The organism is Variovorax beijingensis (genome assembly GCF_003951285.1).
In the GTDB taxonomy this organism is placed as follows: domain Bacteria; phylum Pseudomonadota; class Gammaproteobacteria; order Burkholderiales; family Burkholderiaceae_C; genus Variovorax; species Variovorax beijingensis.
Genome location: NZ_RXFQ01000009.1, coordinates 1 through 25,555, shown reverse-complemented (window position 1 = coordinate 25,555; position 25,555 = coordinate 1). Strand labels below are relative to the sequence as shown.

25 protein-coding genes, 1 tRNA gene, 1 pseudogene and 1 riboswitch are annotated in these 25,555 nt (G+C 67.5%); of the genes and pseudogenes, 12 read left to right on the top strand and 15 right to left on the bottom strand.

Features of this window, described 5'->3' with window-relative positions; translation table 11 throughout:
• Nucleotides 1–12: 12 nt before the first annotated feature.
• From EJO66_RS16965 to aat, 3 genes are read right to left on the bottom strand one after another with little or no spacing between them, the layout of a single operon-like run.
• Nucleotides 13–858 (bottom strand): IclR family transcriptional regulator, encoded by an 846-nt coding sequence (locus tag EJO66_RS16965; protein ID WP_125965671.1) that lies wholly within the window; start codon nucleotides 856–858, stop codon nucleotides 13–15.
• A 30-nt stretch (nucleotides 859–888) separates the two neighbouring features.
• A complete protein-coding gene (locus EJO66_RS16960; protein ID WP_125965670.1) occupies nucleotides 889–1,638 on the bottom strand; it encodes an arginyltransferase in 750 nt (249 codons plus the stop codon).
• Complete coding sequence (gene aat, locus EJO66_RS16955; RefSeq protein WP_124957780.1) at nucleotides 1,635–2,390, bottom strand: leucyl/phenylalanyl-tRNA--protein transferase; 756 nt, start codon at nucleotides 2,388–2,390, stop codon at nucleotides 1,635–1,637. Before aat ends, EJO66_RS16960 begins: the two co-directional genes overlap by 4 nt.
• A gap of 219 nt (nucleotides 2,391–2,609) precedes the next feature.
• Here aat and EJO66_RS16950 point away from each other — a divergent pair, with 219 nt between their 5' ends.
• Genes EJO66_RS16950 through EJO66_RS16935 form a run of 4 tightly spaced genes read left to right on the top strand, consistent with a single transcriptional unit; the run spans nucleotide 2,610 to nucleotide 6,641 of the window.
• Nucleotides 2,610–4,940, top strand: a complete 2,331-nt coding sequence (locus EJO66_RS16950) for a xanthine dehydrogenase family protein molybdopterin-binding subunit (RefSeq protein ID WP_125965669.1) — start codon at nucleotides 2,610–2,612, stop codon at nucleotides 4,938–4,940.
• 37 nt (nucleotides 4,941–4,977) lie between these two features.
• Nucleotides 4,978–5,889, top strand: a complete 912-nt coding sequence (locus EJO66_RS16945) for a helix-turn-helix domain-containing protein (RefSeq protein WP_124957782.1) — start codon at nucleotides 4,978–4,980, stop codon at nucleotides 5,887–5,889.
• The gene (locus EJO66_RS16940) at nucleotides 5,868–6,227 is read left to right on the top strand and encodes a VOC family protein (protein WP_125965668.1); all 360 of its coding nucleotides are present in this window, start codon (nucleotides 5,868–5,870) and stop codon (nucleotides 6,225–6,227) included. The genes EJO66_RS16945 and EJO66_RS16940 overlap by 22 nt, the downstream gene beginning before the upstream one ends.
• A gap of 12 nt (nucleotides 6,228–6,239) precedes the next feature.
• Nucleotides 6,240–6,641, top strand: a complete 402-nt coding sequence (locus EJO66_RS16935; RefSeq protein ID WP_124957784.1) for an SRPBCC family protein — start codon at nucleotides 6,240–6,242, stop codon at nucleotides 6,639–6,641.
• Here the strand turns inward: EJO66_RS16935 and pobA are convergent.
• Nucleotides 6,638–7,819: a 4-hydroxybenzoate 3-monooxygenase gene (gene pobA, locus EJO66_RS16930; RefSeq protein ID WP_125965667.1), complete on the bottom strand. Its 1,182-nt coding sequence runs from the start codon at nucleotides 7,817–7,819 to the stop codon at nucleotides 6,638–6,640. The genes EJO66_RS16935 and pobA overlap by 4 nt on opposite strands.
• A 131-nt stretch (nucleotides 7,820–7,950) precedes the next feature.
• On the opposite strand from pobA, the gene EJO66_RS16925 reads away from it, so the two are divergent.
• From EJO66_RS16925 to EJO66_RS16905, 5 genes are all read left to right on the top strand, one after another.
• Nucleotides 7,951–8,721, top strand: coding sequence for an IclR family transcriptional regulator domain-containing protein (locus EJO66_RS16925; protein ID WP_012747493.1), 771 nt, complete (start codon nucleotides 7,951–7,953; stop codon nucleotides 8,719–8,721).
• Between the two features lie 54 nt (nucleotides 8,722–8,775).
• Nucleotides 8,776–9,435, top strand: a complete 660-nt coding sequence (locus EJO66_RS16920; RefSeq protein ID WP_012747494.1) for a response regulator — start codon at nucleotides 8,776–8,778, stop codon at nucleotides 9,433–9,435.
• On the top strand, nucleotides 9,432–10,760 hold the full coding sequence (locus EJO66_RS16915; protein WP_125965666.1) for an ATP-binding protein: 1,329 nt from the start codon (nucleotides 9,432–9,434) through the stop codon (nucleotides 10,758–10,760). Before EJO66_RS16920 ends, EJO66_RS16915 begins: the two co-directional genes overlap by 4 nt.
• Before the next feature lie 94 nt (nucleotides 10,761–10,854).
• Nucleotides 10,855–12,330 (top strand): DegQ family serine endoprotease, encoded by a 1,476-nt coding sequence (locus tag EJO66_RS16910; RefSeq protein ID WP_125965665.1) that lies wholly within the window; start codon nucleotides 10,855–10,857, stop codon nucleotides 12,328–12,330.
• A gap of 20 nt (nucleotides 12,331–12,350) precedes the next feature.
• A complete protein-coding gene (locus EJO66_RS16905) occupies nucleotides 12,351–12,653 on the top strand; it encodes a hypothetical protein (protein WP_012747497.1) in 303 nt (100 codons plus the stop codon).
• A gap of 15 nt (nucleotides 12,654–12,668) precedes the next feature.
• On the opposite strand, the gene EJO66_RS16900 is transcribed toward EJO66_RS16905, so the two are convergent.
• The 4 genes from EJO66_RS16900 to EJO66_RS16885 all read right to left on the bottom strand — a co-directional run bounded on the left by EJO66_RS16900 (nucleotide 12,669) and on the right by EJO66_RS16885 (nucleotide 15,186).
• Entirely contained in the window at nucleotides 12,669–12,878 is a 210-nt protein-coding gene (locus EJO66_RS16900; RefSeq protein ID WP_124957788.1) for a hypothetical protein, read from the bottom strand.
• Between the two features lie 166 nt (nucleotides 12,879–13,044).
• Nucleotides 13,045–13,278 (bottom strand): hypothetical protein, encoded by a 234-nt coding sequence (locus EJO66_RS16895; RefSeq protein ID WP_125965664.1) that lies wholly within the window; start codon nucleotides 13,276–13,278, stop codon nucleotides 13,045–13,047.
• Between the two features lie 113 nt (nucleotides 13,279–13,391).
• Nucleotides 13,392–13,799, bottom strand: coding sequence for a hypothetical protein (locus EJO66_RS16890; protein ID WP_124957790.1), 408 nt, complete (start codon nucleotides 13,797–13,799; stop codon nucleotides 13,392–13,394).
• 1,111 nt (nucleotides 13,800–14,910) lie between these two features.
• Entirely contained in the window at nucleotides 14,911–15,186 is a 276-nt protein-coding gene (locus EJO66_RS16885; protein WP_124957791.1) for a hypothetical protein, read from the bottom strand.
• A gap of 282 nt (nucleotides 15,187–15,468) precedes the next feature.
• On the opposite strand from EJO66_RS16885, the pseudogene EJO66_RS33360 reads away from it, so the two are divergent.
• A pseudogene (locus tag EJO66_RS33360) lies at nucleotides 15,469–15,962 on the top strand (SOS response-associated peptidase family protein); the annotation flags it as partial.
• Nucleotides 15,963–16,325: 363 nt separating this feature from the next.
• Here EJO66_RS33360 and EJO66_RS16875 read toward each other — a convergent pair.
• From EJO66_RS16875 to EJO66_RS16850, 6 genes are all read right to left on the bottom strand, one after another.
• A tRNA-Asn gene (locus EJO66_RS16875) sits at nucleotides 16,326–16,401 on the bottom strand.
• Between the two features lie 90 nt (nucleotides 16,402–16,491).
• Nucleotides 16,492–18,675: a TonB-dependent siderophore receptor gene (locus EJO66_RS16870; RefSeq protein ID WP_125965663.1), complete on the bottom strand. Its 2,184-nt coding sequence runs from the start codon at nucleotides 18,673–18,675 to the stop codon at nucleotides 16,492–16,494.
• Nucleotides 18,672–19,604, bottom strand: a complete 933-nt coding sequence (locus tag EJO66_RS16865) for a thiamine phosphate synthase (protein ID WP_125965662.1) — start codon at nucleotides 19,602–19,604, stop codon at nucleotides 18,672–18,674. Before EJO66_RS16865 ends, EJO66_RS16870 begins: the two co-directional genes overlap by 4 nt.
• Nucleotides 19,601–20,422, bottom strand: coding sequence for a thiazole synthase (locus tag EJO66_RS16860; protein ID WP_124957794.1), 822 nt, complete (start codon nucleotides 20,420–20,422; stop codon nucleotides 19,601–19,603). Before EJO66_RS16860 ends, EJO66_RS16865 begins: the two co-directional genes overlap by 4 nt.
• A 34-nt stretch (nucleotides 20,423–20,456) precedes the next feature.
• Nucleotides 20,457–20,660, bottom strand: coding sequence for a sulfur carrier protein ThiS (gene thiS / locus EJO66_RS16855; protein WP_012747507.1), 204 nt, complete (start codon nucleotides 20,658–20,660; stop codon nucleotides 20,457–20,459).
• Nucleotides 20,657–21,760 (bottom strand): FAD-dependent oxidoreductase, encoded by a 1,104-nt coding sequence (locus tag EJO66_RS16850; RefSeq protein WP_223262210.1) that lies wholly within the window; start codon nucleotides 21,758–21,760, stop codon nucleotides 20,657–20,659. Before EJO66_RS16850 ends, thiS begins: the two co-directional genes overlap by 4 nt.
• Before the next feature lie 35 nt (nucleotides 21,761–21,795).
• Here EJO66_RS16850 and thiD point away from each other — a divergent pair, with 35 nt between their 5' ends.
• Nucleotides 21,796–22,659, top strand: a complete 864-nt coding sequence (gene thiD / locus EJO66_RS16845; RefSeq protein ID WP_124957795.1) for a bifunctional hydroxymethylpyrimidine kinase/phosphomethylpyrimidine kinase — start codon at nucleotides 21,796–21,798, stop codon at nucleotides 22,657–22,659.
• On the opposite strand, the gene EJO66_RS16840 is transcribed toward thiD, so the two are convergent.
• Entirely contained in the window at nucleotides 22,607–23,953 is a 1,347-nt protein-coding gene (locus tag EJO66_RS16840) for a purine-cytosine permease family protein (protein ID WP_124957796.1), read from the bottom strand. The genes thiD and EJO66_RS16840 overlap by 53 nt on opposite strands.
• Nucleotides 23,954–24,029: 76 nt before the next feature.
• Nucleotides 24,030–24,137, bottom strand: a riboswitch (TPP riboswitch).
• 117 nt (nucleotides 24,138–24,254) lie between these two features.
• On the opposite strand from EJO66_RS16840, the gene EJO66_RS16835 reads away from it, so the two are divergent.
• Nucleotides 24,255–25,555 (top strand): aspartate aminotransferase family protein (locus EJO66_RS16835; protein WP_125965661.1); only part of this gene is annotated, 1,301 nt, incomplete at its 3' end.

The following is a 25,555-nucleotide window of genomic DNA, read 5'->3' as shown; positions in this document are numbered from 1 at the left end:
GGGGCCGTCCGATCAGCCTGCGGTGGGGCCCGAAACGCCGCTGGTGCCGATCGCTGCAGGGCCCGCGGCCGCTGCGGCTGTGGCATCCTTGTAGCCAAGCGCCCCCGAGATTTCGTTGGCCGTGGCCTGCAGCTTGGGCAGCCATCCTTCGTCCAGCCGGTCTGCGGGTGCGGAAATCGACAATCCCGCCACCAGCTTGCCCTGGTCGTCGTAGATGCCGGCGGCCATGCAGCGCACGCCCAGTTCGAGTTCCTCGTTGTCGCGTGCAATGCCGTACTGGCGCGCCTTCGACAACTCGCGCTCGAGCGCGGGCAGTTGCGTGATGCTGTTGCGCGTATGGCCGGCCAGGCCGGTTCGCGTGGCGTAGCTGCGCACGCGCTGCGGATCGTCGGCCGCCAGGAACAGCTTGCCGGTGGAAGTCAGGTGCAGGGCAGCCCGCCCGCCGATCGCGCGCACCACCTGCATGCCCGAACGCTCGCTATAGGAACGCTCGATGTAGACGATCTCGTCGCCCTGGCGCATGCTGAGGTTGACGGGCTGCTGGGTGAGCTTGTGCAGCTCGCGCATCGGCCCCAGGGCGGCGTCGCGCACATTGAGCCGGCCCTTGACCAGGTTGCCGAGTTCCAGCAAGCGCATGCCGAGCCGGTAACTGCCAGCTTCGGGCCGGTCGACAAAGCGGCCGACTGCCAAGTCGTTGAGGATGCGGTGGGTGGTGGAGGGGTGCAGGCCCGTCTTTTCGCTGATTTCCTTCAGCGAAATGGCCTCCTCGCGAGAGGCGAGCACGTCGATCAGCGCGAACATGCGCTCGATCACCTGGATGACTGGAACGGCAGGAACGTCGGATTGGTTTTTTCTCATGGCGCGATGCGGTGTGGACCGGGCGCCATTTTACCTTGTGAAATCGGATGGTGCTTGCCAGCGTCCGTCGATGAGCAGTTCGTGCGGCGCAAAGCGCGCCTTGTAGTTCATCTTGGCGCTGCCTTCGATCCAGTAGCCGAGGTAGACGTGCGGCAGGCCGAGTTTGCGGGCCTGCTCGATCTGCCACATCACGCTGTAGGTGCCATAGCCAGCGCTGCTGTCGGGTTCGTAGAAGGTATAGACCGCAGAAATGCCGTCGTTCAGCACATCGAGTATCGACACCATCTTGAGCGCGCCCGCCGTGCCGTCCGGCAGCGTCTCGCGGAATTCGACGAGCCTGGAATTGACGCGGCTCTGCAGCAGGAACTGGGTGTACTGGTCGATGCTGTCGTGGTCCATGCCGCCGCCGGCGTGGCGGCCGGTCTGGTAGCGCAGGTAGAGCTTGTAGTGCTCGGGCACGAAGCACAGCTTGAGCACGCGCGCCAGCAGGTTCTTGTGCTGCTTCACGGCGCGGCGCTGGCTGCGGCTGGGCTGGAAGCTGTTGACCAGCACGCGCAGCGGTATGCAGGCACGGCAACCGTCGCAATAGGGCCGGTAGGTGAACATGCCGCTGCGCCGGAAGCCGCTGAGCACCAGGTCGGAGTAGGCGTCGTTGTGGATCAGATGGCTGGGCGTGGCCACCTGCGAGCGGGCCTGGCGGTCCGGCAGGTAGCTGCAGGGGTAGGGCGCCGTCGCGTAGAACTGCAGCGTGTGAAGCGGAAGATCCTTGAGGTGCGTCACGTCGGTCCGGAAGGTCGCGCGGAAAGGAGTTCTGCCCAGTATACGGGCTCGAAATGCCATCGTGGCCCCTGTTGTTCCCGGGCCCTGGCGACGTGCGCCACGAAGCGGCTGCGCGACATTTCGCGGGCTCCCAGGCTGGCCAGGTGGGAGGTGTTTTGCTGGCAGTCGATCATCTTCACCTGGAAGCGGCGGCACAGGCACACCAGTGCGGCCAGTGCGATCTTGGAGGCGTCCGGACGGCGGGTGAACATCGACTCGCCGAACACCGCGCGCCCCAGCCCCACGCAGTAGAGGCCGCCCGCGAGCTTGCCGTCGATCCAGGTTTCCACGCTGTGCGCGTGGCCGGCCCGATGCAGCGCCATGTAGGCTTCCACCATGTCCGGCACGATCCACGTGCCCGATTGGCCGGTGCGCGGCGATTGCGAGCAGGCCGTGATGACGGAGGCGAAATCGTGGTCGATGCGCACCTCGCAGCCGGCGGTCTGCGTGAAGCGGGCCAGCGTCTTGCGCAGTGACCTGTGGAGCTTGAATTCGGCCACCTGCAGCACCATGCGCGGGTCGGGGCTCCACCAGAGGATCGGCTGGTCTTCGCTGAACCAGGGGAACACGCAATGGCTGTAAGCGTGCACCAGGGTATCGACGTCGAGCGCGCCGCCGGCGGCGAGCAGGCCGGGTACGGGATCGTGCTCGCCCCAGGCGGAGGCGGGGTCGGGCAGTGCGTCGCCGGGTTCGAGCCAGGGCAGTTGTTGCATGGCCGTAGGTATACACGGCTTCGCCCGCGCTTCGGCCGGGGCCGGAAAAATGCCCGTCCCGCAGCGGGAAGGCAAACGATTGCGGCCCGCGCGCCACAGGCGCCGCCCACGAGGCGCACAAGACTATCCGATGCCCATATAGTGCTGCTTCCCATTTGCACTCCATGCGGACCTGCCAGGCCAGCGTTGCCTGGCCGAGGCCTGCCCAAGAGGACCACGTTGACCACTGATTCCACCCCCACGCGTTTCGGCAGCGGCCAGGCAGTGCGCCGCCTCGAGGACGAGAGCCTGCTGTCCGGCGCAGGCCGCTATACCGACGACGTCGCGCTTCCCGGCCAGACGCATCTCGTCTTCCTTCGGTCCCCCTATCCGCACGCGCGCATCGTGTCGATCGACACGGCCGCCGCCGCCGCCATGCCCGGCGTGCTGCGAGTGATCACCGGCGCCGAGCTGGCCGAAGCCGGCGTCAAGCCGATGCCGGGCGCCGTAGGCTTCAAGCGGGCCGACGGCAGCGACTGCGCCAGCCCCCCGCGCCTGGCCATGGCGCATGGCAGAGCCCGCTTCGTGGGCGAGGCCGTGGCCGCGGTGGTGGCTGAAACCGTCCAGCAGGCACGCGATGCCGCCGAGGCGGTGATGGTCGACTATGAAGCGCTTCCCATGGTGGTCGACCTCGCAAGCGCCACCGCCGACGGCGCGCCGCTGCTGTGCGAGGAAGCCAACGGCAACGTCGCCGCGGAAATGCGCCATGGCAGCAGCGACGCCGCAACGGCCGCCTTTGCCAAGGCAAAGCACGTGGTGGCGCTCGACGTGGTCAACCAGCGCGTGGTGGCGCTGACCATCGAGCCGCGCTCGGTGCTTGCGGCGCCCGACGCCGAATCCGGCCGCCTCACCATCCGCATGAGCACCCAGATGCCTTCGGGCGTGCGCGATTCGATCTGCGCGGCCATCGGCCTTGCCAAGGAAAAGGTGCGCGTGGTGGTGGGGGACGTGGGCGGCGGCTTCGGCATGAAGACCGGCGCCTATCCGGAAGACATTGCCGTTGCGTTTGCGGCGCTGCAGGTCGGGCGCCCCGTGAAGTGGGTGGCCGACCGCAGCGAGGAGTTTCTTTCGAGCGCGCACGGCCGCGACATCGAGGCCAAGGCCGAACTCGCGCTCGATGCAGACGGAAAGATCCTCGCCCTGCGCATCAGGACGCTGGCCAACGTCGGCGCCTACGCCACCGGCACCGGCGTCGCGATCCAGCTCCTGATCGGCCCCTGGGTGCAGACCAGCGTCTACGACATCCAGACCATCGACTTCCATTTCAAGGCGGTGCTCACCAACACCGCGCCCACCGGCGCCTACCGCGGTGCGGGCCGTCCCGAGGCGATCTTCACCATCGAGCGCCTGATGGACGAGGCCGCCCGCCAGACCGGCATCGACCGCATCGCGCTGCGCCGCCGCAATTTCATCCGCCCCGAGCAGATGCCCTACAAGAACCCGATGGCGCAGACCTACGACACCGGCAAGTTCGAGTCGGTGATGGACCAGGCGCTGACGCTGGCCGACTGGCAGGGCTTCGAGGCCCGGGCCGCTGAGTCGGCGAACAGCGGCAAGCACCGCGGCCTGGGCATTGCCACCTTTCTCGAATGGACCGGCGGCAATGTGTTCGAGGAGCGCGTCACGGTCTCGGTGCAGGCCGATGGCGTGATCGAGGTGTTCTCCGCCGTCAATGCCATGGGGCAGGGCATTGCCACGTCGCTTGCGCAGCTGGCGGTCGATGCCTTCGGCGTGCCGATCGAGAAGGTGCGTGTCGTGCTCGGCGACACCGACCGCGGCGACGGCTTCGGCAGCGCCGGATCGCGCTCCCTCTTCACCGGCGGCTCGGCGGTTCGCATCGGCGCCGAACGCACCATCGACAAGGCGCGCGCGCTCGCGGCCCAGGAGTTCGAGGCCGCCATCGACGACATCACCTACACCCGCGGCGTCTTCACGGTGGCCGGCACCGATCTCGAACTCGATCTGTTCGCCCTGGCCGGCAAGCAGCCCGAGCGCGAGATCTTCGTCGACTCCACCAGCACCGTGGCCGGGCCGACCTGGCCCAACGGCTGCCACGTCTGCGAGATCGAAATCGATCCACCGACGGGCGAGATCAGCGTCGTGGCCTACAGCTCGGTCAACGACGTGGGCCGCGTGATCAACCCGATGATCGTTCGCGGCCAGCTCGAAGGCGGCGCGGTGCAGGGCATCGGCCAGGCGCTGTACGAGCAGGTGGTGTACGACAACGAAACCGGCCAGCCGCTCACCGGCAGCCTCATGGACTACGCGGCGCCGCGCGCGGACATCGTCCAGGCCATGTTCCACATGGAAATGGACGAGTCGACGCCGTGCGCCAACAACCCGCTGGGCGTGAAGGGCGTGGGCGAGCTGGGCACCATCGGCGCCACCCCCGCCATCGTGAACGCGGTGGCCGATGCCTTCGCGCGCAACGGCCTTGCGGCGAGCGCTCCGCGCCTGCACATGCCGCTGAGCCCGGCGCGCGTGTGGCAGGCGATGCACACCGTCGACTGAGCATCTCCAGGCCGGGTGACCGAAGGGCGCACACACCATGCTCGTCACCACCGAACTGCAGACAGATGCGATCCGCGTGTCGAGCTACCGCTGCGACGCCCAGCCCGGCGCGCGGCCGTTCACCGAGATGCACGCCGACTATTCGGTCTCGTACGTGCGCAAGGGCAGCTTCGGCTACCGCACGCGCGGCAATGCTTATGAGCTGGTGGCCGGCTCGGTGCTGGTGGGCTGTCCAGGCGATGAATACGTCTGCACCCACGACCACCATGTCTGCGGCGACGAATGCCTGGCGTTTCATCTGTCGCCGGGCTTCGTCGACCTGATCGGCGGCGACCAGCGGACCTGGCGCACGGCAGGGCTTCCGCCGCTGCCCGAGCTGATGGTGCTCGGCGAACTTGTGCAGGCCGCGGTCGAGGGGCAGAGCGATGCGGGCCTCGACGAGCTGGGCATGTGGTTCGCGAGCCGTTTCGTCGAGGTGGTGGAAGGGCGCAGCAAACCCATGCCGCAATCCGTTGCAGCGCGCGACAGGCGCCGTGCGGTGGATGCGGCGATGTGGATCGACGCGAACTCGCACGACGACATCGGCCTCGAAACTGCGGCGTCCGAAGCGGGCCTGAGCGCCTTCCATTTCCTGCGCCTGTTCTCGCAGGTGCTTGGCGTCACGCCGCACCAGTACCTGGTCCGCTCGCGCCTGCGCCACGCGGCGCGGCTGCTGGCGGACGACGACCGGGCCGTGACGGACGTGGCCTTCGACGTCGGCTTTGCCGACCTGAGCAACTTCGTTCGCACCTTCCACCGCGCGGCCGGCGTGTCGCCGCGCGGCTTTCGCCAGGCCGCCAAAGGCGACCGCAAGATTTTCCAAGACCGCTTGGCCGCACTGTTCAATGATGACCGCCTGATTCACCCATCGAGCAGAAAGTCATCGCCATGTACGACCACATCGGACTGAAAGTCAGAGACCTTGCCGCGAGTCGGCGCTTCTACGAGGCAGCGCTTGCGCCGCTCGGCCATGTGCTGGGCTCCCATGACAACACCTATGCCGGCATCGGCCCCGCTGGCGAGCCCGCTCTCTGGCTCTATGCGACCCAGGGCGCGAAGGGGCCGGGAACGCACATCGCCTTCCGCGCGCCCGATCACAAGGCTGTCGCGGCCTTCCACAAGGCGGGCCTGAAGGCGGGCGGCACCGACAACGGCGGTGCCGGCCCGCGCACCGACTACAGCCCGACCTACTACGCGGCCTTCCTGATCGACCCGGACGGCAACAACGTGGAGGCCGTCTGCCCCTGAAGGCGCACAACCATGGCAACGATCTACAAGGAATTCATCGTCGAAGCCGATGCCTCGCGCGTCTGGGACGCGCTGCGCGACTTCGGCGCCGTGCACACGCGCCTTGCGCCCGGCTTTCTCGCCGGCTGCGAACTGGACGGCAAGGGCGCGCGCATCGTCAGCTTTGCCAACGGCCTGGTGGCGCGCGAACTGCTCGTGGGCATAGACGAGGCCAACCGCCGGCTGGCCTACACCGTGACCGGCGGCAAGGCCAGCCATCACCACGCCTCGGCCCAGGTGTTCGCGCTGGGCGAAGGGCGCTCGCGCTTCGTCTGGGTCACCGACGTGTTGCCCGACGAGTTGGCCGCCTACATCGAACCGATGATGGCGCAGGGGGGCGTGGCGATGAAGAAGACGCTCGAAGCGGCCGGCTAGAAGTCTTCGAGCGGCAGGCCCACGTAGTTCTCCGCCAGTGCGGTGGAGGCCGCGTGCGAATGCACGAGGTAGTCGAGTTCGGCTTCCTGGATCTTCTGGCCGAAGGCGCCAGTCTCGGGGAAGCGGTGCATCAGCGAGGTGAACCACCACGAAAAGCGCTCCGCCTTCCAAACGCGGCGCAGGCAGAGGTCGGAATACCGGTCGAGCGCGGAAGCCGATTTCTCGCCGTAGAAGATCTCGAGCGCCCGCGAGAGGTAGCCCACGTCGGCCGTCGCCAGGTTGAGCCCCTTGGCGCCGGTCGGCGGCACGATGTGCGCGGCGTCGCCGGCCAGGAGCAGCGTGCCGAAGCGCATCGGTTCGGCCACGAAGCTGCGCAGCGGCGCAATGCTTTTTTCGAGCGAAGGACCGGTCACCAGCCGCTCGCGGGCCTCGGGGTCGAGCCGCGCGCGCAGCTCGTTCCAGAAGGCTTCGTCGCTCCAGTTTTGGACCTTCTCGTCGGCCGGCACCTGCACGTAGTAGCGGCTGCGGTGCGCGCTGCGCATGCTGCACAGCGCAAAGCCGCGTTCGGTGTTGGCGTAGATCAGTTCGTGCGACACCGGCGGCACGTCGGCCAGCACGCCGAGCCAGCCGAAGGGGTAGATCTTTTCATAGGTCTGGATGGCGTCGGCCGGCACGCTGGCGCGGCTCACGCCGTGATAGCCGTCGCAGCCGGCGATGAAGTCGCACTCGATCTCGTGCGTCTGGCCGTCCGTTTGGTAGCGCACGCGCGGGCACTGCGAATCGAAGTCATGCAGGCTGACGTTGGCAGCGCTGTAGATGGTGGCAAGGCCTTCGGCCGAACGCGCTTCCATCAGGTCGCGCGTCACCTCGGTCTGGCCGTAGACCGTGACCTGCTTGCCGTTTGTCAGGCCGTGCATGTCGATGCGGTGCCGCGCACCCTTGAACAGCAGTTCGATGCCCTCGTGCGGCAGCCCTTCGGCCCTGGCGCGCGCATCGACACCCGCGCGTGCCAGCAGGTCCATGGTGACCTGCTCGAGCACGCCGGCGCGGATGCGTCCGAGCACGTAGTCGCCGCTCTGGCGCTCGACGATGACGTTGTCGATGCCGGCCTTGAAAAGCAACTGTCCGAGAAGCAGGCCTGCCGGGCCTGCGCCGATGATCGCGACCTGTGTGCGCATGTTCGTGTCTCCAATGGGTTTTCCGGGAGCGTAGGGCGAACGCGGCAGGCTGGCGCAGCGTGCGGCAAGGCACTGTGCGATCATGCGAATGGCTGCGCGATCATCGCGCAACACTTCGCAGATTGACCGAAATGACCATCGCCAAGGCCGACTTCATCGAGGGCATCGCCAAGGGAATGGCGGTGCTCGAAAGCTTTGACACCGAGCGCCAGCGCCTGAACGCCACGCTGGCCGCCGAGCGCGCCGGCCTCACGCGCGCCGCCGCGCGCCGGCACCTGCTCACGCTGGCCCACCTGGGCTACCTGGAGACCGACGGCAGTTATTTCTGGATGGCGCCCAAGGTGCTGCGCTTCTCGGGCAGCTACCTGGCGTCGTCGCGCCTGCCGCGCGCGCTGCAGCCCACGCTGAACCGGCTGGCGGCGCAGACCGGCGAATCGTTCTCGGCCGTGGTGCTCGATGGCGAAGAGGCGGTCATCATCGCGCGAAGCGGCGCCTACGGCACGCCGACCCGCGTGCTGGCTTATGGCCTGCACCTTGGCGCCCGCTTGCCGGCGCATGCCACCTCGACCGGGCGGGTGCTGCTCGCGGCCATGGCCCCGGCCCAGTTCACGCAGTGGCTCAAGGGGCGCCACCTTGCGCGGCTCACGCCGCACACCACCACCCAGGCGCGCGGCCTGCGCCAGCTGATCTCCCGGGTGCGCAAGGACGACTACTGCTTTGCCAGCGAGGAGCACGAGCTCGGCGTGCAGGCGCTCGCGGTGCCGCTGCGCGACATGCAGGGCCGTACGGTGGCCGCGCTCAACGTGGTGCTGTCTGGCACGCGCTACCAGGAAGAGACGCTCCAGCGCGAGATGCTGCCGCTGCTCTTCGAGGCGGCGCGCGAAGTGCGGTCGCTGCTGTGAGGTGAACTTCCGCACGGCCGCCGCCTCGAATTCCGAAACGCAAGAAACAACACCATGCGACTCCTGCTTCTCGAAGACGACGTGATGATCGGCGAGGCCGTGCTCGACCTGCTGCGCGCCGAGCAGTACGCGGTGGACTGGGTGAAGGACGGCGAGGCGGCCGAGTCCGCATTGCGCACCCAGCAATACGACCTCGTGCTGCTCGATCTGGGCGTGCCGCGCCGCGACGGGCTCGAGGTGCTGCGCAGCCTGCGCGCCCGCAAGCAGCGCATGCCGGTGCTGATTGCCACTGCGCGCGACTCGGTGCAGCAGCGCATCGAAGGGCTCGATGCGGGGGCCGACGACTACGTGCTCAAGCCCTACGACCTCGACGAGCTTCTGGCCCGCATCCGCGCCTTGCTGCGTCGCGCCGCGGGTCGCGCCGAGCCGGTGTACGAGCACATGGGCGTGAGCATCAACCCGGCCACGCGCGAGGTCGCGGTGGAGGGCCAGCCGGTGGTGCTTTCGGCACGCGAGTGGGCCGTGCTCGAACCGCTGATCGCACGGCCCGGCATGGTGCTGTCGCGCGCCCAGCTCGAGGAAAAGCTCTACAGCTGGAAGGACGAGATCAGCAGCAATGCGGTCGAGGTCTATGTGCACGGCCTGCGCAAGAAGCTGGGCGCAGAGTTGATCCGCAATGTGCGCGGCGTGGGCTACATGGTGCCGAAGGCATGATCCGCGTGCTGACCGGATCGCTGCGCGCGCGCCTGCTGTGGTTCCTGCTTGCGGCCATCGTGCTGGCCGCCGGCGCGCAGGCGCTGGTGGCCTACCGCACGGTGCTGAAGGAAGCCGACGACATCTTCGACTACCACATGCAGCAGATGGCGCTGTCGCTGCGCGCAGGCCTGCCGCCGAGCGCGGCCGTGGGCGGCCTGGGCAGCGGCGAGCAGAACTTCGATTTCGTGGTGCAGGTGTGGACCGCCGACGGCGTGCGCATCTTCGAATCCGCCGAGCAGGCCGCGCTGCCGCAACTGGCGGTGCTGGGCTTTGCCGACGTGCGTGCGCGCGGCACCACCTACCGCGTGTTCTCGATGCAGACGAGCGGGCTCGTGATCCAGGTGGCGCAGGACATGGCGGCGCGCCGCAACATGGCCGGCGCGCTGGCGCTGCGCACCATCGCGCCGGTGGCGTTGATGGCGCCGCTGCTCATGCTGGTGGTGTGGTGGGTGGTGAGCCGATCGCTCGCGCCGGTGTCGCGCGTGCGCCGGCAGGTCGCCTCAAGGCAGGCCGACGATCTTTCCCCCGTGAGCGAGGAGAACCTGCCCGACGAGGTGCGCCCGCTGGTGCAGGAGCTCAACCTCCTGTTCGACCGGGTGCGGCATGCCTTCGATGCCCAGAAGCATTTCGTCGCCGATGCGGCGCACGAATTGCGCTCACCGCTGGCGGCGCTGAAGCTGCAGGTGCAGGGCCTGCAGCGCGCGTCCGATGCCGCGTCGCGCGAGCTGGCCGTGAGCCGGCTGGTCGCCGGCATCGACCGCGCGACGCGCCTGGTCGAGCAGATGCTCGCGCTGGCCCGGCATGAGGCCAGCATGGCGGCGGGGGCAAAGTCCGAACCGGTCGACCTGAGTGAAGTGGCGCGCCTGGCCATCTCGGACGCGGTCGCGGAGGCGCAGGCCCGGCGCATCGACATCGGGATCTCGCATGCCGACCCGGCCGTGGTGAACGGGCAGCCCGAGGCGCTGCGCATGCTGCTGCGCAACCTCATCGACAACGCCGTCAAGTACACGCCCGAAGAGGGGCGTGTCGACGTCGGCATTGCAAGCCTGGGCGCGGCGGTCGAGTTGAGCGTGGACGACAGCGGCCCTGGCCTGCCGGAGGACGAGCGCGAGCGCGTGCTCGACCGCTTCTACCGCTCGGGCGAGCCGCAGGCGCCGGGCAGCGGGCTCGGCCTGGCCATCGTGAAGTCGATTGCCCAGATGCATGGCGCCACGGTCGCGCTCGCGGCATCGCCGACGCTGGGCGGCCTGCGGGTGCTGGTGCGCTTTGCCGCCAAGGCCTGAAATCGCCGGGCGCGGTTTAAGCCGCGCTTAAGCCAGCGGACCGACATTCCTTTCATCGTGTTTGCGTGCAGACGCATTGAAAGGAAAGCTAGAAATGAACACCCGACTGACTTCCCCCCATGCCCTGGTTCTGGCCCTGGCGACCGCCGGGGTGATCGGTGCCGTCGGTGCCGGCGCCTACACCAGTGCCCGCGCCGTGAATGCACCGACCACCAACGCCACGAGCGTGGCGCCCGCGGCCATGGTGACGCTGCCCGACTTCTCCACCATCACCTCGCGCGACGGTCCCGCCGTGGTCAACATCAGCGTGACCGGCACCGCCAAGGCGTCAGAGGACCAGGCCGCGGCCGAGATGCAGGGCATCGATCCGGACGATCCGATGTTCCAGTTCTTCCGCCGCTTCCAGGGCCAGATCGGCCCGCGCGCCCAGCAGCGCGAAGTGCCGGTGCGTGCGCAGGGCTCGGGCTTCATCGTGAGCCCCGACGGCATCATCATGACCAACGCACACGTCGTCAAAGACGCCAAGGAGGTCACCGTCAAGCTGACCGACCGGCGCGAGTACCGCGCGAAGGTCCTCGGCGCCGACGCCAAGACCGACATCGCGGTGCTCAAGATCGATGCGAAGAACCTGCCCACGCTTGCGCTCGGCAACACCAAGGACCTGAAGGTCGGCGAATGGGTGCTGGCCATCGGCTCGCCCTTCGGCTTCGAGAGCACGGTGACGGCCGGCGTCGTGAGCGCCAAGGGGCGCTCGCTGCCCGACGACAGCTATGTGCCGTTCATCCAGACCGACGTGGCGGTGAACCCCGGCAATTCCGGCGGCCCGCTGCTCAACACGCGTGGCGAGGTGGTCGGCATCAACTCGCAGATCTACAGCCGCAGCGGCGGCTACCAGGGCGTGTCGTTCGCCATTCCGATCGACGTGGCGGTGCAGGTGAAGGACCAGATCGTTGCGACCGGCAAGGCCACGCATGCGCGCCTTGGCGTGGCGGTGCAGGAAGTGAATCAGGCCTTTGCCGATTCCTTCAAGCTCGACAAGCCCGAAGGCGCGCTGGTTTCCAACATCGAGAAAGGCGGCCCCGGCGACAAGGCCGGCCTGAAGGCGGGCGACGTGATCCGCAAGGTGGACAGCCAGCCCATCGTCTCGTCGGGTGACCTGCCCGCGGTGATCGGGCAGCAGGCGCCGGGCAAGAAGGTCACGCTCGAGGTCTGGCGCCAGGGCGAGCGCCAGGAGCTTTCCGCCAGGCTCGGCGATGCGAGCGACAAGCCCGCGCAGGTCGCCGGGAACGACAGCGCGGTGGGGCAGGGCAAGCTCGGCCTTGCGCTGCGGCCGCTGCAGCCGCAGGAAAAGCGCGAAGCCGCCATCGAGAACGGGCTGCTCGTCGAGGATGTGGCGGGCCCGTCCGCCATGGCCGGCGTGCAGGCGGGCGACGTGCTGCTGGCCATCAACGGCACGCCCGCCAGGAGCCTGGAGCAGGTGCGCGAGGTGGTGGCAAAGGCCGACAAGTCGGTGGCGCTCTTGATCCAGCGCGGCGAAGACAAGATCTTCGTGCCGGTGCGGATCGGGTGAAGCCCGCGCCAGGACAAAAGATGGCTTCGTCCGCGGGCGGCCTTTCGGCGCACATCCTGCCCACGTCGGCCACCATGATCGGTGTGTGCATGACCGTGATGTCGATCGGCCACCTGGGCCCGCGCGACGATCTGCGGCTCTTGATCGACCGCCTGCTGGCCATTGACGCGCTGGTCTTCCTGGCCAGCGCGCTGCTGTCCTTCATCTCGATGCGCTCGCGCAGCTCGGGCGTGCGGCTGGAGGCCTGGGGCGAGATGGTCTTTATCGCGGGCCTCGCGCTGCTGGCCCTGGGCGCGGTGACGCTGGCGTTTGCGCTGCGCTGAGGCTGGCGCCCCGGTTCAGGATTCCTTGTTGCCCGGATCCTTGTCGGGAACCTGCGCGTCGAGTTCGTCCTTGATGGACCTGTTGCCCCGAAGGGCCAGAAAGAGCACGGCACCGAGGCCAATGGCAACGATCACGGCAATGAATCCACCGCCGAAGGCCCACCACCAGAACAGACCGCCCGCAACGAGCAGGAGCGCGGTGATGAGTAGAGATTTCAAGTGCATGGCGCGAGGCGATAGTACGTTGGCGCTAATGTACGCGTCGTTACCGTTCGGCGCCCAATTTGTATTCTGGGATATACCCTCTTTTTTGCCTTGCCGCAGGGGCGTAGCACTCCATCGATGGGTCTTCGCCCCAGACCGGAGGAACCCCAAGAGAGGGAGGGGGCGCTTACCCGTACGCCAGTGCGAGTTCGGTGATTCCTTCCGAGGTGATCTTCACGACCACCGCGGATTCGTAGTTCCTGAACGAGCTGCGAAGATCGAGCGGCGGTGAGATGTCAGCTTCGACGCAGCCCAGCGCCTTGAGGGTCGCGATGGCCTGGATCAACTCCGGATCCCGGACATGAACCGGGAAGCTGGCATGTTCGAGTTCGAGCAGGTACTCAATGGGTGTAGCTGGCACGATGGGAACATCATGGCCCAACCGTGGCGGCTTGTCTTCAGTCTGCGTCGACGAGATTCGTGCGGATCACCCTACAGGCGTCGGACTGGGTGCATGGCCAACAGGATCGGTGCTCAGACCGGCCGCACGTCGAAGAACGCTTCATCGGTGTCCCCAAGGTCGCGAAAGCCGGCGGTTCGGGCTGCGTCGTAGGCCTTCATCCATCGCCTGGCGAGCGCCATCTCTTCTCTCGTGAGGTCGGTTTCGCTGGATTCGCTGGCATTGTGGAACGCGCGCAACGCGCGCATGACGTCGCCGCCGAGCTGCCGGTCGAGTTCGCGCCGGAAGCGCTGCTCCGAGGCCTTGACGGCATCCGCTGCCGGGTGCGGGTAGTCGGCAAGCCGCACGGTGTAGGCGACTCGGGGTTCGGGCTCGATGTCTTCGAACCTGAAAGGCGGCTCTTCCGAAACATCGGTCTGCGGGATCGTGGCCTCTTGCACCGGAGCCGCAGCCTGGGGATAAAAAAGTTCGGCCTGGTTCATGTTCATTTCTCCTCTGCCTTCTTGCTGGAAAGCGCCTGACCTTCGAACGGGTATCTCGACCCCCTCAACAAGACTGTATGAATATACAGTAATATCGAGACATGGAAATGTGTCCGAAATGTCCTGGATTTCCGCCTGAAGAGGCGACGGTGCTGCGGCCGATCACCGTGGCCGCCGGTTTGCAAGACGGCCACGCCTGACACATCTCGAGCCGGTGCTCGAACCCCTTTGCAGTTGCCCCCGAATCTTGGTTTTGCGGGGCCCTTGGCGGCATCGCCAGGGATTCCGCCCAGCCGCGTGCTGGGCGTTTTTTTGTCTGATGGCGACCGGACAGTCGAGGTTGTCCGACGTGCTTCGGCTTCGGGCTGCCGAAGATGGAGTAAGGCGCCCCAAAAGGAAATGCCCGTCCAACGGTTGCCGGGCGTCGCCTTGTAGTCGCCCGGCGCCAGCGGCAGCTCGTTCTTCAGCCCGGGTCGGCAGCTTCACGTTCAGTTGCTGAGCCACAAAGCAAGCAGCGCGAGCAAATAGACAAGAACCAAGAAGCAATTTCCGGGTAGCTGGCTGCGTTCCATGTGCGTTCTCCAGTGAGGTGGACAACCGGCGCCGCTTGTTTGCCTGTCCTGGCGCAAGGCGTTTCGCCGTGAAGTCACTGTAGAAAAAGCGCCGCACGCGCGCGTGAGCGGTACGCACCTTTTCCGGGGAGACAAATGCCCTCCCAGAGGCCGGAATGAACAGCGTCGGAAGATCAGCCTTTTACGAAAGATCTGTGCTTTGCCCTGAGTCAGGGAAGCAAGCCGAGGATCTTCGTGTCCATTCGATCAACGGGACCGACTCCCATCGTTGACCAAGCGAGCGCGAAAAAGCCCGCGCGAGGCGGGCTTTGGAATTTGGTCGTGAACTCTCACGCGGTCCACGGTTACGGCAAATTTTCACTTGCGGAAGCCACCTGTTGTTTTTCTCGTCGTAGTGACTTCGACGCGCCGGTGTGAGATTCGGCTTGACTGGCCAGTCAACGCCCAAACTGGGTTGGGCAGCTCGCATTGTATCAGTGAGGAGCGCGCCGCCGTGTCTGCGAGCAGTAATCCCCGCGTTGACGGGCTTATCGATACGGTCACATCAATCGGAATCCCCTAGCGAATCGCATGGAGGTTTTCACGAACCTGGGCACGTCGTCCATCTTGGCGATCTCGGCGAGGCCGTCATCGGTGATGCCAGTTACCGTCGCCGTGCTCGAAGCAGCATACGAGCGGGTCGGCTTGAGGGCGGCGATCTCAGCCTCGATCAATCCTGTGGCAATGAGTACCGAGACGTCCCGGATTTCCTCTGGTTCGACAACCCGCACGGGCAGCGGGGTGTGAAGAAGCCTCATCAAGAGCAAGAGCGGCATTCGACCCTCCGGTTGCCGGCGCTGACTGAGCCCAAGATGCCGGCCATTTTGGGCTACCAAATGTAGTCTTAAGTACGATAGTGTTGCGCCTGGCCATCCGGTGCAGGAGCCAAATACTGCCCGATACTGCCAAAAACAGCACAAGTTGCCTGCCCGCGTCTCAGGGCGCGGAGCCCAGTGCCGTCACACAGACCAACCCCAAGAGCGCAGGCTTGCGCCTCTGCCGAGCAATTCGGCTCCATCGTCGAAAGCTCGACAGGCCCGCTGTGGTCGAAGACGCATGTGCCGACGACTGCGCGCGGCACGCGCCTGAGCACGGTGAACGCGCGCACCGAGGGCATGGAGAAGTCGCCGACCTATAAGGACGCCTGGGCCCGCGGCAAGCGCTGCATCATCCCGGCCGCCAGCTTCGACGAGCCGAACTGGGAAACAGGAAAGAATCTCTGGTGGCGCTTCCGCCGCGCCGATCGGGCGCCGTGGGGGCCTGGCCGGCCTGTGGAGCACCTGGATCGACAAAGAGACGGGCGAGGTCTGGGACAACTGCACGATGCTGACGCTGAACGCCGACGCTCACCCGCTGATGGGGCGGATGCCCAAGCCAGATCCGAAGCTGCCGCCCGATCAGCAGGACCAAGCGCAGCGTGATTCCGTTCGAGGCGCACGACTTCGATCGCTGGCTGACCTGCACGGTCAAGGAGGCGAGAGAGATGCTGAAGGTGCCGCCCGTCGAGCTCTTCAATGCGGACCCGGTCGACGCCGAGGTGCCGGAGGTGTGAAGGGCTCCTCCAATTCGTAGCCGGGCAACTCGTAACCAAGCGTCATGAATGCCACTTCCGCGGCTTCGCGTGGCTCGCGGTCCATGTTGCGCGGGTAGAGCGTTGCGGCCAGGCCGGAAAGCCACTCATGGTCGACCTCTCCACCGCACAGCTCATGGAACTTGTGAGTGAATTCGTGCCACCACGCTTCCTGATCGGTCAATGCTTGACCGGCAATCACAATGGGCTTGTCAGGCTCCACATGGACCGCATGCTACTGCGGACTACTGGATATTTGGCGATTGCCAAACAAGGCGCCCCAAAAGGAAAAAGCCCGCTACAAAAAAAATGTAGCGGGCTTTCCAGAGGCCTTGCGGCTTGTAGTGGCTCCTCGACCTGGGCTCGAACCAGGGACCTACGGATTAACAGTCCGGCGCTCTACCGACTGAGCTATCGAGGAACAAGCCTCAGATTATAGCGTGATTTTTTGGGCCTTTCGAGCACACCAATGTGGCCGCAATAAATTTCTGAAAAAAATTCGGGCCCGCGCTCAGAGCGACACGCTCAAGCCCAGGCGCAACGTGCGCGGCGCACCTGGAAAGAGATAGACGTGGCCGAATTGGTAAGGCGATTCCTTCCAGTAGCGCCGGTCGAACAGGTTGTCGATGGCGATGCTCCAGCTCGTGTTCACGCCGCGCAGCCGGGTGTCGTAGCGCAGCACCGCGTCGACGCGCGTCCACGAGGGCAGGGCGATCGAACCATCGGGCAGCACGTTGCGGCGGCCTTCATGCGAGAGCTGTCCGAGCAGCTCGAGGCCCGGCACCGAAGCCACGCGGTAGCCGGCCTGTGCGCGCAATACCTGCTTGGGCACGTTGGTGGGCGACTGGCCGTTGGTGGCGGGCTCGGCGGTGCTTCCGCGGCGCTTGGCGTCGATCAATGTCAGGCTGCCCGCAAGGCGCCAGGGCCCCGTGTTCCACTGCGCGCCCGCTTCGAGCCCGCGGTGCACGGCGCTGCCGTCGTAACGCCCGTCGCAGGGCGTGGTGCCGAGGCGGTTGCAGGCATCGAGATTCGTCATCGGGCGCTTGATGTCGAACCACGCGAGTTGCCAGGCGAAGACGTCGCTGCCGCCCTTGAGGCCCAGCTCCCACTGGCGCGAGGTCAGCGCGGGCAGCGCCTCGCCGGCATTGGTGTATTGCGAGCTCTTGTTCGGCACCACCTGCGACTCGACGCCCTTGCCCCAGCTCGCGTAGGCCAGGAGGCCCGGCTGGATGGCGAAGCTGGCGGCCATCCATGGCGTGGTGATGCCGTCCTTGTAGCCGGTGGGACGCGTGCCGTCGGTGCGGATGCTGTCGCGGTCCAGCCGCGTGTGGCGCACGCCCAGCCAGGTGGTGAAGCGGCTGTTCCAGCGGATCGCGTCCTGCACCGAGAGCTCGGTGGAACGCTCGTCGCGGTTGGTGTTGGCGTCGGTCAGCGTGGGGTCGGGCGGTACGATGGCCGTGGCCCACACGTTGCCGGTGCCGACGTAGTTGTAGGCCTGGTCCTGGAAGCGGTTGCGCACGCGGCTCGCGAGCAGGCCGAAGCCCAATTCATGCCTCACGCTGCCGGTCATCACGTTGCCCTTGAGGCCGAGGCTGCCGGCGGTTTGCGTGCGCCGCTCGTTCTCGCTGCGGAAGTCGTAGAAGTCGAAGGTGCCGTCGGGGCCGTAGCGATCGCAGTAAGAGAAGTTGCTTTCGGGATGGCAATCGAAGCCGAAGGCGTAGGCCAGGCGGTCATCGGTCTTGAGCCTTTGCTGGCCGATCTGCGCGCTCCAGCGCCAGTCAGCATCGAGCGCCTGGCTGAAGCGCACGCTGCCGGTGAGCGCGTTGAATTCCGAAGGCTGCGACCACGGCTGGTTGTTCAGGTTGATCCTGGGATCGACCGGCGCGGGCAGCGTGCTGCCCAGCAGGCTGAAGCCGTTCTGGCTCGGCTGCGTCTTGTGGCTGCGCTCGATTTCGAACTCGAGCACTGAATCGCGCGTGATGCGCCAGTCGCCCGCCAGCGAGAACATGTTGCGGTTGCCGTCGAGGTCGTGCACGAGCGGCTTGAGGTTTTCGCTTGCGATGTTGAGCCGGTAGCCGAACTCGCGGTTCGCGCCGAAGCGCCCGCCCAGGTCGAGTGCGCCGAGCACGCTGCCGCGGCTGGTGGTTTCGATGCGCAGCGTGCGCAGGTCCTGCTCGGTGGGCCGCTTGACCACATAGTTGACCAGGCCGCCCGGCGCGCTGGTGCCGGCCTGGATGCCGCTGGTGCCGCGCAGGATCTCGATGCGCTCCTTGTTGTCGAGCGGGATCGATGTTTCTGCACTGATCGGCAGGCCCTCGCGCCGGTAGTTGAAGCGGTTGTCCAGCACGAAGCCGCGCACCGTGAGGTAGTCCCAGTAGCCGGCCGAGTTGTAGGCGTCGGTCACCGAGGAATCGAACTGCGTGAGGTCGGCGAGGCGGCGCGCACCGCTCGTGCGCAGCTGCATGCTGTCGATCACCGTGGCCGAGAGCGGCAGTTCGCGCAGCGGCACGTCGCCGAAGCCGCTCACGTCGGCTTGCGGGGCTGCGCTGCTTTCGTTCACCGTGATAGCGGGCAGATCGGTTGGCTGCTGGGCCTGCGCGCCGCCGGCCGCCAGAAGAAAGGCGGTGGCCACCGCACGAGAGACCGGCGACAGCGGCCAGGATCGGATTTGCTTTTTAGTCATTTGTTCGTTCATGCGGAGGCGGCGCCCATGGCCGCCATCCATTGCGCGGCCGCGGCCTCGGGATCTTCAGCAGCGACAAGCGCTCGCACCACGGCCACGGAGCCGACGCCCGTGGCCCGCACCTCGGGCAGGCGCACGGCATCGATGCCGCCGATGCCCACTTGCGAGTAGCCGCGCAGCAGGCGCGCATAGGCCGCAAGCCGCGCCACGCCCTGCGGGGCCGTGGCCATCTTCTTGAGGGTGGTCGGATACACCGCACCCATCGCGATGTAGCTCGGGCTCACTGCATCGGCGCGCACCATCTCGGCATAGCCGTGGGTGCTGACGCCGAGCCGCAGGCCCGCATCGCGGATCTGCTGCACCTGCGCGGGCGCGAGCGCGTCGAGGTCTTCCTGGCCCAGGTGCACGCCGTAGGCACCCGCGGCGATGGCCACCTGCCAATGGTCGTTGATGAAGAGCAGCGCGGCCGTGCCGCGCACCGCGTCGACGGCCGCATGCACCTCGCGCTCGGTGGCTGCCGCGTCGTCCGACTTGAAGCGCAGCTGCACCGTGGGAACGCCGGCGCGCGCCATGCGGCCGACCCATTGCGCATCGGGCAGCACGGCGTAGAGACCGAGCCGTTGGGGGCAGGGCGCAAAGGCGTCGGCGCGTTCGGTGGGCGGGAACGCGCGCATGCCGAAATCGGCGGGTGTCTCGGGCCACTGGTTGGCATCGAACGCGCCGGTGCGCACGGTCTGTGCCCGCCAGGCCCGCGCCAGGCATTCGGCATCGATCTCGATGAAGCCGAGTGCCGTGCAGGCCTGCTTCGCGCCGCGGTACACGGGCTCGTCCGAGGAAAAGCGGCCCGCCGAAATGGCCGCGGGCGTGTTGGTGCCGAAGCGCAGCCCGTGCGCAGCGACGATCGCCTGCGAGATGGCGCGGGCGTCGATCGAAGTGTTCATGTTGCGTGATGCCAGAAGGGCGTGCCGAGCACCGGCGTGCTGGGCTGTGCGGAGTCTTGCGCGGCCATGGCACCGGCGCGGTGGGCGGCGCGGCCGGCCTGCACGGCGTCGGCAAAGGCGCCGGCCATCGACACCGGGTCTTGCGCCAGCGCCACGGCGGTGTTGAGCAGCACGCCGTCGTAGCCCCATTCCATCACCTGGCAGGCATGCGAGGGCAGTCCCAGTCCCGCATCGACCAGCATCGGCACGCTCAGCCGCTCGCGCAGCAGCTGCAGCGCATAGGGATTGACCGGCCCGCGGCCCGTGCCGATGGGCGCCGCCCAGGGCATCACGGCCTGGCAGCCGACGTCGACCAGCCGCTGGCACAGCACGAGGTCCTCGGTGCAGTAGGGCAGCACCTGGAAGCCGTCGCGGATCAGCTGCGATGCGGCATCGACGAGGTTCAGCGTGTCGGGCTGCAGCGTGTAGTCGTCGCCGATGAGTTCGAGCTTGATCCACGGCGTGTCGAAGAGCTCGCGCGCCATCTGCGCGGTGGCGATCACTTCCTGCACGCTGTGGCAGCCGGCGGTGTTGGGCAGCACCGGCACCGCGAGCCGGCGCAGCAGCTCCCAGAACCCGTTGCCGCTGTCGCTCGCGCCGGGGCTTGCAGACTGGCGGCGCAGCGAGGCCGTCAGCATGGCGGGTTTGGCGCGCTTCACCGCCGCTTCGAGCAGGTCCGGCGAGGGATAGCGCGCGGTGCCCAGCAGCAGGCGGCTCTGGAAGGTCTGGCCGTAGAGAACCAGGGGATCGTTGTCGGGGATTGCAGATGCGGTCGTCATGGTGCGTGTTGTCTCCATCTCTGTGGGTACCTGTTCAGCCGCCGGTCACGGGGCGGATCACTTCGATGCGGTCTTCGGGCTGCAGCGCGCGCGCCGCATGGGCCGAGCGTGGCACGAACTCGCGGTTCACGGCCACCGCGAACGGCGGCACGGCGTCCAGTGCGGCCAGCGCGTCGACTACGGTGGCGCCGTCCGGCAGCGTGTAAGGCTTGTCGTTGATCAGGACATTCATCGTCATGCTTCGGATGTCTCCAGGCCGAGCTTCTGCGCGAGCGCAGAGCGGCCGTGCTCGAGCAGCTCCATGGCGGCGTCGAGCACGGCGGGCGCGATCATGAAACCGTGGCGGTACAGGCCGTTGATCTGCAGCACGCGCGGCTGCGGCCGCCGGATGGCGGGCAGGTTGTCGGGCAGCGTGGGGCGGCATTGGGTCGCGATCTCGAGGATGCGGGCTTCGGCGAAGCCGCTGTGCACGGCGTAGGCCGCGCTCAGCAGCTCGAGCGTGGAGCGCACGCTGGCGGGCGACATGTCGTCCGATTCGATCTCGGTCGCGCCGATCACGAACACGCTGCCGGGCTTGGGTGCGATGTAGAGCGGATAGCGCGGATGCACCAGCCGCGTGGGCCGCTGCAGCGCCACCTCGGGCGCATGCACGCGGATGACTTCGCCGCGCACCCCGCGCAGCGCGTTCCACTGCGGCTTGGCGCCGAGGCCGCGGCAGTCGATCACCCAGTCGGGCTGGCCTGGCATGCCCGGAGAAAAATCGCCAGGCGTGCGTGGCGACTGCCAATGCAGCTTCACGCCGGGGCCGGCTTGCAGCGTGGCAAGCAGCGAAGCGAGCAGTGCGCGGTTGTCGAGCTGGCCTTCACCCGGAAGGAACAAGCCCTGTGCGAAGCGCTGGCCGAGCGAAGGCTCGAGCATGGCAATGCCGGCGCCGTCGAGCGTGCGCATCGGCGCGAGCTCGGGCACCTGCGTGCCGGTGCGCGCCAGCACGCGCGCGAGCCGCGCGGCCTCGGCGGCGTCCTGACGGTGCCACAGCACCAGCGTGCCTTCGCGCTGGAAGAACACGGGCTGCGCCAGCGGTGCCAGCAGCTCGGGCCAGCGGCCCAGTGCGTACTGCCCCATGCGCACGAGCGGCACCGGCGCCACGGCCGATTCGGCCAGCGGCGCGAGCATGGCGGCCGCCACGCGCGCGGCGGCGCCTTCGGCCTCGGGGCTGCCCGCCTCGAACAGCTCGACCTTGCAGCCGGCCCGCGCCAGCGTGACAGCGAGCAGCCGGCCCATGAGGCCCGCGCCGAGGATGGCGGCGGATCGAAACGACAGCTTCGTTGGTGCGTTCACGGCCGGAGCCCTCCATGTCGCCGATAATTTTCCGCATGACCCAAGCACTTTCCGATGCGCCCCAAGCGCCCCTGCGCTACGCACGCGTGCTCTCGATCGCCGGCTCCGACAGCGGCGGCGGTGCCGGCATCCAGGCCGACCTGAAGACCTTCGCGGCGCTCGGCTGCTATGGCATGACGGCCATCACGGCGCTTACCGCACAGAACACGCTCGGCGTGTCGGGCATCCATGGCGTGCCACCGGCCTTTCTCAAGGCGCAGATCCAGGCGGTGGTCGAGGACATCGGCGTGGACGCGGTCAAGCTCGGCATGCTGCATGCGCCCGAGGTGGTCGAGGTGGTGGCCTGGGCCATCGATCACTACCGGCTGCCCAACGTGGTGCTCGACCCGGTGATGGTCGCCACCAGCGGCGACCGGCTCATAGCAGCCGAAACCGTGCAGGTGCTGGTGCGTGAGCTGTTCCCGCGCGCCGTGGTGGTGACGCCCAATCTCGACGAAGCGGCCCTGCTCATCGGCCATGCGATCGACGGCATCGATGCGCTCGACGATGCGGCCAACGAGTTGCTGGCGCTCGGCGCGCAGGCCGTGCTGCTCAAGGGCGGGCACTTGCCGGGCGATGAGGTGGTCGACGTGCTGCTGCAGGCGGGCGGCACTCGCAAGCGGCTGGCCTCGCAGCGCATTGCGAGCCGCAACCTGCATGGCACGGGCTGCACGCTGTCGTCCGCCATTGCTGCGCACCTGGCGCTGGGGCTCGCGTTGCCCGAGGCCGTCGAGCGCGCGCGTGCCTACATCCTCGGCGCGATGGCCGCCGGTGCGCACGTGAAGACCGGCGGGGGACACGGTCCGCTCAACCACGGCTTTGCGCCAGTGCCGACGCACCGCCTGCCGTCGTCGGCGTAGCCTTGGGCCGGCTGGCCCAGGCCAGCAGGAAGGTCGCGGCCAGGGTCGGCAGTGCCGAGCCGAACTGCGGCGCCCACTTGGCGAGCGCATGGTAGGCCGCGATGCCCGCAATCCAGATCAGCGCCGCGCCCAGGTCGACCCGGCGCGGGCCCACCGACGAAACCGCCCGGCCCGTGCCCAGCCGCCCCAGGATCACGCCGTAGAGCGGCACGAACACCGAACTCAGCATCAGCAGGAACGGCTCGAGCGTGTGCATCGGCAGCACCAGCGCGAGCGCCGTGCACAGCGCCGCGAGCAGGAGGCCCCAGCGCCGCACGCTCCAGCGCGGCAGCAGGCTGTGGGTGGACACCGAGCCCGAATACACATCGCCGTACGCGTTGTCGAGCTCGTCGATCAGGATCAGGCCCAGCGCCACCAGGCCGCCTTGGGCGAGCAGCAGGGCGGTGACCAGGCCGGTGCCCGGTTCCGCCACGCTCACCACCATCACGCCGAGCGCATAGCACCAGACGTTGGCCAGCGCATAGCCGATCCAGGTGCCGCTGAAGGCGCTGCCGAGGCCGCCCGCGCTGCGCTTGCCATGGCGCGCGTAGTCGGCCACCAGCGGCAGCCACGAGACCGGCATGGCAATCACCAGGTCGAGCGCGCCGAACATGCCCATGCCGCCGTCACCGGGGCGCGCCCAGAAGGCGTCGAGTCCCTTGGCTTGCAGGCGGGTCGCGAACTGCCATGTCAGCCAGAGCAACGAAAGCACCACCAGCGGCAGGCCGAAGCGGCTCACGAAGCGCCGCACCAGCTTCACCATGGAGCCCGCCAAAAGCGCCAGCAGCACCGCGCCCCAGAGCAGCGTGGTGAGGGCGCCGCCCAACGGCCCGCCGAGTGCCAGGCCGAAGGCCTGCTGGCCGATGGCCTGCGTGCCCTCGCGCATGATGACGAGCTCGAAGGTGGTCCAGCCCACCAGCTGCACGATGTTGAGCAGCACCGGCAGCCGCGCGAACGCGCTGCCGTAGGTGGCGTGCATCAGCCCGGCGCTCGCCAGGCCGCTCTCGCAGCCGAGCCGCGCGGTCCAGGCCAGGAGGCCCGCACCCAGCAGCGAGCCCAGCACGATCGCGATGGCCGCGTCGCGCGTGCCCACCGCCGGCACCAGGTAGGCACCGATCTGCATCACCAGCAGCCCGACACCCAGGCTGAACCAGAGCGATGCGTGGTCGTGCCAGCCGAACACGCGCTGCGACGCGGGCAGGGGCGCCAGCGCCTCGTTGGCGGAAGAAGGTTCGTTGTCGTCGTCGTGTGCCATCCAGTTGCTCCAGTGCAAAAGGTTTGGCAGGTGGGCGAGGCTCCGGCGGTGGGGCCATCGCGCGAGACAACGCGACAGGCCGCCGGACCAGCTTCCCTGCGCGAGGATTACCTCAGTCAGGTTCAAAGGGACTCTCTCAGTCAGCCCCGGAACGGATTCCGGTTCGACACCCCTAGCGGTGGTGCTCCACGCCGTGGCGCAAAGCGGAAACTATTGTACGAGCCTGTGCGCCCAGCCTCCAAACCATGGATGATGGTCCGGATATGGCAATCCGCATGCCGCCACTTCGAGGATGTGTTCCATGAGCGATTCCGCAATCGACCAGTCCCTTGCCCAGGCCTTCCAGCGCTTCACCGAGGCCAACCCGGCCAGCCGGCGGCAGTTCGAGGCGCAGACGCGCTACATGCCGGGTGCCAACAGCCGCTCGGTGCTGTTCTACGCGCCATTTCCGCTCACCATCGCCAAGGGCGAGGGCGCCGCGCTCTGGGACGCCGATGGCCATCGCTATGCCGACTTCATCGCCGAGTACACGGCCGGCGTCTACGGCCATTCGGCACCCGAGATCCGCGATGCGGTCGTCGAGGCGATGCAGGGCGGCATCAACCTCACGGGCCACAACCTGCTCGAAGGACGGCTCGCCAGGACCATCTGCGAGCGCTTTCCGCAGATCGAGCAGTTGCGCTTCACCAACTCGGGCACCGAGGCCAACCTGATGGCGCTCACGGCCGCGCTGCACTTCTCGGGGCGGCGGAAGATCGTGGTGTTCTCGGGCGGCTACCACGGCGGCGTGCTCGGCTTCGGTGCCAAGCCGCTGCCGACGACCGTGCCCTTCGACTTCCTGGTGCTGCCCTACAACGACGCGCAGGCTGCGAGCGAGCAGATCGCCAAGCATGGACCGGAGATCGCCGCGATCCTCGTCGAACCGATGCAGGGGGCGAGCGGCTGCATTCCGGGGCGTCTCGACTTTCTGCAGGCACTTCGCAATGGCGCAACCAAGGTCGGCGCGCTGCTGATCTTCGACGAGGTCATGACCTCGCGCCTCGCACCGAACGGCCTTGCCAACAAGCTGGCCATCCGGTCGGACCTGACCACGCTCGGCAAGTACATCGGCGGCGGCATGTCGTTCGGCGCTTTCGGCGGGCGTTCGGATGTGATGGCGCAGTTCGATCCGCGCACCGGGTCGCTCTCCCATTCGGGCACCTTCAACAACAACGTGATGACCATGGCGGCCGGATGTGCGGGCCTCACGAAGCTGTTCACGCCCGAGGCGGCCGGCGTGCTGGCCGAGCGCGGCGAGGCGATGCGCGCGCGGCTCGATGCACTGTGCGCGAAAGAGGATGTGGCCATGCAGTTCACCGGCGTCGGCTCGCTGATGAACGCGCATTTCGTGCGCGGGGAGGTGCGGTGCGTGGACGACCTGGCAATGGTCGACGGGCGGCTGCGGCAGCTGCTGTTCTTCCACCTGCTGAGCGAAGGCATCTACGCCTCGCCGCGCGGCTTCATCGTGCTGTCTTTGCCGCTGACCGATGCGGACATCGACCGATTCGCCGCCGCCATCGGCCGCTTCATCGGCGAATACCGCGCGCTGCTGCCTAGCGCGAA

Bases quoted from the DNA above. Each gene is read 5' to 3' on its own strand.
- EJO66_RS16870 (WP_125965663.1), bottom strand. From the start codon at position 18,675: ATGAACGAACAAATGACTAAAAAGCAAATCCGATCCTGGCCGCTGTCG.
- aat (WP_124957780.1), bottom strand. From the start codon at position 2,390: ATGCAACAACTGCCCTGGCTCGAACCCGGCGACGCACTGCCCGACCCC.
- EJO66_RS16915 (WP_125965666.1), top strand. From the start codon at position 9,432: ATGATCCGCGTGCTGACCGGATCGCTGCGCGCGCGCCTGCTGTGGTTC.
- EJO66_RS16940 (WP_125965668.1), top strand. From the start codon at position 5,868: ATGTACGACCACATCGGACTGAAAGTCAGAGACCTTGCCGCGAGTCGG.
- EJO66_RS16865 (WP_125965662.1), bottom strand. From the start codon at position 19,604: ATGAACACTTCGATCGACGCCCGCGCCATCTCGCAGGCGATCGTCGCT.
- thiD (WP_124957795.1), top strand. From the start codon at position 21,796: ATGACCCAAGCACTTTCCGATGCGCCCCAAGCGCCCCTGCGCTACGCA.
- EJO66_RS16945 (WP_124957782.1), top strand. From the start codon at position 4,978: ATGCTCGTCACCACCGAACTGCAGACAGATGCGATCCGCGTGTCGAGC.
- EJO66_RS16885 (WP_124957791.1), bottom strand. From the start codon at position 15,186: ATGCCGCTCTTGCTCTTGATGAGGCTTCTTCACACCCCGCTGCCCGTG.
- EJO66_RS16910 (WP_125965665.1), top strand. From the start codon at position 10,855: ATGAACACCCGACTGACTTCCCCCCATGCCCTGGTTCTGGCCCTGGCG.
- pobA (WP_125965667.1), bottom strand. From the start codon at position 7,819: ATGCGCACACAGGTCGCGATCATCGGCGCAGGCCCGGCAGGCCTGCTT.
- thiS (WP_012747507.1), bottom strand. From the start codon at position 20,660: ATGACGATGAATGTCCTGATCAACGACAAGCCTTACACGCTGCCGGAC.
- EJO66_RS16920 (WP_012747494.1), top strand. From the start codon at position 8,776: ATGCGACTCCTGCTTCTCGAAGACGACGTGATGATCGGCGAGGCCGTG.
- EJO66_RS16900 (WP_124957788.1), bottom strand. From the start codon at position 12,878: ATGCACTTGAAATCTCTACTCATCACCGCGCTCCTGCTCGTTGCGGGC.
- EJO66_RS16890 (WP_124957790.1), bottom strand. From the start codon at position 13,799: ATGAACCAGGCCGAACTTTTTTATCCCCAGGCTGCGGCTCCGGTGCAA.
- EJO66_RS16935 (WP_124957784.1), top strand. From the start codon at position 6,240: ATGGCAACGATCTACAAGGAATTCATCGTCGAAGCCGATGCCTCGCGC.
- EJO66_RS16925 (WP_012747493.1), top strand. From the start codon at position 7,951: ATGACCATCGCCAAGGCCGACTTCATCGAGGGCATCGCCAAGGGAATG.
- EJO66_RS16840 (WP_124957796.1), bottom strand. From the start codon at position 23,953: ATGGCACACGACGACGACAACGAACCTTCTTCCGCCAACGAGGCGCTG.
- EJO66_RS16860 (WP_124957794.1), bottom strand. From the start codon at position 20,422: ATGACGACCGCATCTGCAATCCCCGACAACGATCCCCTGGTTCTCTAC.
- EJO66_RS16965 (WP_125965671.1), bottom strand. From the start codon at position 858: ATGAGAAAAAACCAATCCGACGTTCCTGCCGTTCCAGTCATCCAGGTG.
- EJO66_RS16905 (WP_012747497.1), top strand. From the start codon at position 12,351: ATGGCTTCGTCCGCGGGCGGCCTTTCGGCGCACATCCTGCCCACGTCG.